The organism is Geodermatophilus sp. SYSU D00525 (assembly GCF_054050475.1).
Genome location: NZ_JBJGZK010000014.1, coordinates 97,951 through 103,950, shown reverse-complemented (window position 1 = coordinate 103,950; position 6,000 = coordinate 97,951). Strand labels below are relative to the sequence as shown.

General features: G+C 75.0%; 5 protein-coding genes. 1 reads left to right on the top strand and 4 read right to left on the bottom strand.

Annotated features, from left to right (window positions below; translation table 11 throughout):
* Window positions 1–106 precede the first annotated feature (106 nt).
* The 4 genes from ACI796_RS14025 to ACI796_RS14010 form a co-directional block, all read right to left on the bottom strand.
* A complete protein-coding gene (locus tag ACI796_RS14025; RefSeq protein ID WP_456941840.1) occupies window positions 107–1,897 on the bottom strand; it encodes a DEAD/DEAH box helicase in 1,791 nt (596 codons plus the stop codon).
* Between the two features lie 201 nt (window positions 1,898–2,098).
* A complete protein-coding gene (locus ACI796_RS14020; protein WP_456941839.1) occupies window positions 2,099–4,198 on the bottom strand; it encodes a xanthine dehydrogenase family protein molybdopterin-binding subunit in 2,100 nt (699 codons plus the stop codon).
* 3 nt (window positions 4,199–4,201) lie between these two features.
* A complete protein-coding gene (locus ACI796_RS14015) occupies window positions 4,202–5,206 on the bottom strand; it encodes an FAD binding domain-containing protein (protein WP_456941838.1) in 1,005 nt (334 codons plus the stop codon).
* Entirely contained in the window at window positions 5,203–5,712 is a 510-nt protein-coding gene (locus ACI796_RS14010; protein ID WP_456941837.1) for a 2Fe-2S iron-sulfur cluster-binding protein, read from the bottom strand. Before ACI796_RS14010 ends, ACI796_RS14015 begins: the two co-directional genes overlap by 4 nt.
* Window positions 5,713–5,802: 90 nt before the next feature.
* Here ACI796_RS14010 and ACI796_RS14005 point away from each other — a divergent pair, with 90 nt between their 5' ends.
* Window positions 5,803–5,949: a hypothetical protein gene (locus ACI796_RS14005; protein ID WP_456941836.1), complete on the top strand. Its 147-nt coding sequence runs from the start codon at window positions 5,803–5,805 to the stop codon at window positions 5,947–5,949.
* Window positions 5,950–6,000 lie beyond the last annotated feature (51 nt).

Below are 6,000 nucleotides of genomic sequence, written 5' to 3'. Positions count from 1 at the left end.
CCCCCCCCCCCCCCCCCCCCCCCCCCCCCCCCCCCCCCCCCCCCCCCCCCCCCCCCCCCCCCCCGCCCCCCCCCCCCCCCCCCCCGTGACCGCGGGGGCGACCGCCTCAGAGCATCGTGCGCAGGCGCTCGCGGCGGGCGCGCAGGACCTCGACCGGCGCCGAGGCCGACGGCGGCCCCGGCACGTGCTGGCGCAGCTGCGTGTGCACCACGGCGTGCGGCGTCGACGTCTTCGCCGACACCCGGCTGACCAGGCGGTTGATCTCCCGCCGCAGCTCGGCGACGTCGCGCCAGCCGCGGCCGGCGTCGTCCTCGTCGGGGTGGTCCTGGACGATCGGCAGCTCGCCGGTGTCCTCCTCGTGCACGCGCTGGGCGATCCGCAGCCGCAGCTCGTCGTCGCGCTTGGCCAGCAGCGACGCCGTCTGCTCGGCGGTGAGCAGGCCGGGGATGCCGAGGAACTCCTCGTCCTCCGGCGCGACGGCGACCGCGCCGGCCCCCTCGCCGGTGTGCGCCGTCCCGCCGTGCAGCACGTGCGCGAAGCGGGCCTCGGCCTCCAGCGCCTCCCACTGCTTCAGGCCGACCGCCTCGCGCTCCTCGGGCGGCAGCGGGTCGAGGTCGAGCGCCTCGGGGTCCTTGGCCTTCGGCGGCGGCATGACGTGGTTGCGTTCCTTCTCCATGGACGCCGCCAGCGACAGCAGCGGCCGCACCGCGGGGAGGAACACCGTCGCCGTCTCGTGCGACGCCCGGGAGCGGACGACCCGGCCGACGGCCTGGGCGAAGAACAGCGGCGTCCGGTAGGAGGTCATCCACGCGAGGACGGCGGCGCGCGGGACGTCGACGCCCTCGGAGATCATCCGCACGCAGACGGCGATCCGCGCGGACCCGGTCGAGAAGCGCTCGATCTTCTTCGACGCCTTGGGGTCGTCGGACAGGATCAGCTCGGGCGCCTTGCCGGTGATCCGCTTGACGATGCGGGCGTAGGCGCGGGCGTCGTCCTGGTCGCTGGCGAGGATCAGCCCGGCGGCGTCGGGCATGCCGCCGTGCTCGCGCAGCTGGGTGATCCGGTCGTCCATGGCGGCGACGACGTGCGGCACCCACTGGCCCTTGGGGTCCAGCGCGGTGCGCCAGGCGGCCATCTCCACCGAGCGTGTGCCGGCCTCCGACAGCGACGCGGCCACGACCTCGCCGGCCGAGTTCCGCCAGCGCGAGGTGCCGGTGTAGGCGGCGAAGACGACCGGGCGGACGACGTTGTCGGCCAGCGCCTCCTTGTAGCCGTAGGTGTAGTCGGCGCGGCTGACCAGCCCGGCGCCGGCCTCCCCGGCGTCGCCCTCGAAGCCGTCCTCCTCGTAGCGCACGAAGGGGATCCGCTCGTCCGGCTTGGTGCGGAACGGCGTCCCGGTCAGGCACAGCCGGCGGGCGGCGAATCCGTAGGCCTCCTCGATCGCCTCGCCCCAGGACAGGCCGTCGCCGGCGTGGTGCACCTCGTCGAGGATCACCAGCGTCTTGACGGCGGTGGCGCGCGCGGCGTGCAGCATCGGCTTGCCCGCGACCTGCGCGTACGTCGTCACGTAGCCCTGGGTGCCGGCGCGCACGGGGCCGACGGCGTTGGTCAGGCCCGGGTCGAGGACGATGCCCATCCGGTCGGCGGCGTCGGCCCACTGCATCCGCAGGTGGTCGGTCGGGCAGACCACGATCACGCGGGCGACCTCGCGCCGCTGCAGCAGCCGCGAGGCCAGCGTCAGCGCGAAGGTGGTCTTGCCGGCGCCCGGGGTCGCGGTGACCAGGAAGTCCTTGGGGGAGGACTCCTCGTAGCGCTCGAGCGCCGCCTGCTGCCAGGCCCGGAGCGGTCGGCTGGTCGTCTGCGGGGCGACCGCCCCCGCCCGTGCTGCACTCGCCATCTCGCGGCCCATCCTGCCTGCGCGCGGGAGGACACGCCCAACCGGCCACCTCCCGCGCGCCCGCCCGCGGCCGTCGTATACGCGACACCCGGCACGCGTCTGACCTGCGGTTTCGTCCGCGGCGACCGGTGCGGCGTGGCAGGCCTCACATCGGGAACGGACTGGTCCGGCGCGTCCCGCCGGCCTCGTCCGCCCCGCGGCTCAGGGCAGCCCCGGCAGCAGCTTGTCCAGGGTCACCGGCAGGTGCCGCACCCGGACGCCGGTGGCGTGGAAGACGGCGTTGACGACCGCGGCCGCCGTTCCGACGATGCCGATCTCGCCGATGCCCTTGCTGCCCATCGCGTTGACGTACGGGTCGTGCTCGTCGATCCAGTGCGCCTGCACGTCGCCGACGTCGGCGTTGACCGTGACGTGGTACTCGGCGAGGTCGTGGTTGGCGACCTGGCCGATGCGGGTGTCCCAGGCGCTGTTCTCGTGCAGCGCCATCGACAGCCCCATGGTCATGCCGCCGACGAACTGCGAGCGGGCGGTGCGCGGGTTGACGATCCGGCCGCAGGCGAAGACGCCGAGCAGCCGCGGCACCCGCACCTCGCCGGTGTCGGCGTGCACCCGCGCCTCGACGAACTGCGCACCGAACGCGTAGGTGGCGTGTTCCTGGTCCTTGGCGGCCTGGTCCACCGAGCCCTGCGCCTCGTCGCCCTCCTCGGGCCGCGGGCCGAACTTGCCGCGGAACTCCCGCGCCGCCTCGACGATCGCCGAGCCCCACGTGTTCGTCCCCGAGGAGCCACCGGCCACCGAGGCGATCGGGTAGCGGGTGTCGCCGATGCGCACCTCGACGTCGTCGACGTCGACGTCGAGCGCGTCCGCGGCGATCTGCGGCAGCACCGTCCAGGCACCGGTGCCGAGGTCGGCGGCGCCGATCTCGACGACGTACCGGCCGTCCTCGCGCCGGACGGTCGCCGTCGACTGCGCCTGCCGCATGGTCGGGTAGACCGACGACGCGACGCCGGTGCCGACCAGCCAGCCGTCCTCGTGCCGGACGCCGGGGCGCGGGTCCCGGTCCGCCCAGCCGAACCGCTCGGCGCCCTCGCGCAGGCACTCGACCAGGTGCCGGCTCGACCACGGTTGGCCGGTCTCGGGGTCCTGCTCGGGCTCGTTGCGGACCCGCAGCTCCACCGGGTCGATGCCGAGCTCGTGCGCCAGCTCGTCCATGGCGACCTCGGGGCCGAACATGCCGGGGCACTCGCCGGGCGCGCGGAACCAGGAGGGCACGGGGACGTCGAGGGCGGCCAGCCGGTGCGTCGTCCGCCGGGCGGCGGCGGTGTACATCATCCGGGCCGGGACGCCGGTCTGTTCGGCGAACTCCTTGATCCGCGAGGTCTGCTCGACGACGTCGAGGGCCAGCGCGCGGATGCGGCCGTCGCGGTCGGCGCCGAGCTGCATCCGCTGGATGGTGGGCGTCCGGTAGCCGGCCATCGTGAACATCTGCTGGCGGGTGAGGGCCAGCTTGACCGCGCGCCCGGGCACCGCGCGGGCGGCCAGGGTCACCAGGACGACGTTGGCGTGCGGGGTGCCCTTCGAGCCGAACCCGCCGCCGACGTACGGGCAGACGACCTGCACCTGCTCCTGCCCGAGCCCGAACACCTCGCAGACCGCCGCCCGGTCGGGGTGCACGCCCTGCGTGGAGTCCCACAGGGTGAGCTTCCCGCTGCCGGCGGCGTCCCAGAGCGCGGTCGAGGCGTGCGGCTCCAGCGGGTTGTTGTGCACCATCGCCGTCGCGTAGGTCTGCTCGACCCGGACCGCGCTGGCAGCGAGCTCGGCGTCGACGTCGCCCTGGACGGTGTCCGTGTCGTAGGACGGGTTGACCTCATCGGGCGCGTAGAGGTCGTCGCGGTCGGCGGCGAGGGCGCTGTCGTGCGGCTGCTCGTCGTAGGTGACCCGCACGAGGTCGGCGGCCTGCCGGGCAACCTCCGAGGTCTCCGCGACGACGACGCCGATCGGCTGGCCGCGGAAGGCGACGTCGGGGGACTGCAGGACGGCGAGCTCGGCGTCGTCGGTGGAGGCCAGCCGCTCGGCGTTCTCGTGGGTGAGGACCGCGAGGACGCCGTCGAGCGCCTCGGCGGCGCCCGTGTCGACGGCGGTGATCCGGCCGCGCGCCACCGTGGCGGTGACCGGGTGGGCGAAGGCGGGGGTGTCGACGGGCGTCTCGTAGGCGTAGGTCGCCGTCCCGCGGACCTTCTGCACGCCGTCGCGGCGGACCAGGTCGTGGCCGATGGCGCGCGGTTCGAGCAGCTCGGTCATCGGTCAGCCCTCCCGGCCTGTGAGGACCCGCAGGGCGGCGGCGAGCGTGCGCGCGACCAGCGGGAGCTTGAACGCGTTGCCGCCGTCGATGCCCGGCTGCGGGACGGCGTCGGTCAGCTCGGCCTCGGCGGCCGCGCGGGCGGCGTCGTCGGTGGCCTGCTGCCCCCGCAGAGCCTCCTCGGCGCGGGTGGCCCGCCACGGCTCGTGCGCCACGCCGCCGAGGGCGATGCGGGCGTCGCGGACCGTGCCGTCGTCGGCGAGGTCGACCGCGGCCGCCACGCTGACCAGGGCGAAGGCGTAGGAGGCGCGGTCGCGGACCTTGCGGTAGGTGGACCTGCGCGCCGTCTCCAGCGGCGGCAGCTCGATCGCGGTGACCAGCTCGCCGTGCTCGAGGACGGTGTCGCGGGACGGGTCGTCGCCGGGGAGCCGGTGCAGCTCACCGAAGGGGATGGTGCGCGCGCCTCCGGGCCCCTCGGTGTGGACGACGGCGTCGAGGGCGGTCAGCGCCACGGCCATGTCCGAGGGGTGGGTGGCGATGCAGTGGTCACTCGCGCCGAGGATCGCGTGGTAGCGGGTGTAGCCGCCGATCGCGGCGCAGCCGCTCCCCGGCTCGCGCTTGTTGCACGCGGTGGTGACGTCTTGGAAGTAGACGCACCGGGTGCGCTGCAGCGGGTTGCCGCCGACCGTGGCGAGGTTGCGCAGCTGCCCGTTCGCGCCGGCGAGCAGCGCCTGGGTGAGCACCGGCCAGCGCTCGCGGACCCGCCGGTCGGCGGCCAGCTCGCTGTTGGTGACGGCGGCGCCGACGAGCAGGCCGCCGTCGTCGGTGTCGGTGATCTCGCGGGAGGTGAGCGTCCGGACGTCGACGACGAGGTCGGGCCGGGCGACGCCGAGCTTGAGGTGGTCGACGAGGTTGGTGCCGCCGCCGAGGAAGACGGCGTTCGGCTCCGCGGCGACCTCGCGGACGGCCCCGGCGACGTCCCCGGGCCGGGCGTAGGCGAAGGGCTTCACCGCGCGCCGCCGGCCTGCTGCACGGCGGGGGTGATGTGGGCGTAGGCGGCGCAGCGGCAGAGGTTGCCACTCATCCGCTCGCTGACCTCGTCGGTGGTCAGCTCGGGGTCGGCGGTGAGGTCGCCGGTGGCGTGGCTGGGCCAGCCCCGGTCGACCTCGCTGAGCACGCCGACCGCGCTGCACACCTGGCCTGGCGTGCAGTAGCCGCACTGGAAGGCGTCGTGGTCGAGGAAGGCCTGCTGGACCGGGTGCAGCTCCCCCTCGGGCGCCAGGCCGTCCGCCGTGGTGATCTCCGCACCGTCGTGGGCGACGGCGAGCGCGAGGCAGAGCAGGGCCCGCTCGCCGTCGAGGAGCACGGTGCAGGCGCCGCACTGGCCGTGGTCGCAGCCCTTCTTCGGGCTGGTGTTGCCCAGCCGCTCGCGGAGCAGGTCGAGCAGCGTGGTGCGCGTGTCCACGGTGAGCTCGTGGAGCTCGCCGTCCACTCGCAGCCTGATGTCGGCGTCCATGGCGGGCTCGGTGCCCGGTGCGCTCGGCGTGGCAAACCGCCGTCGCGGGCCGCCTGGTTCCGGATGATGCGGGGGCTGTTCTTCGCTTCCGTGAACGACCTGGCCGGCTACTGCGCCTGCCACCACCGCGGCAAGCACCAGGCACCCGGCTGGCGCCACCACCTGGCGCCCGACGGCATCCTCACCGTCACCACACCCACCGGCCTCACCGCCGTCACCACCCCACCGCCCTACTGAGCCGGAGCCCACGGGCTCCGGTCGGCTTGAGCGCACCCTTCGTCCTCGTGG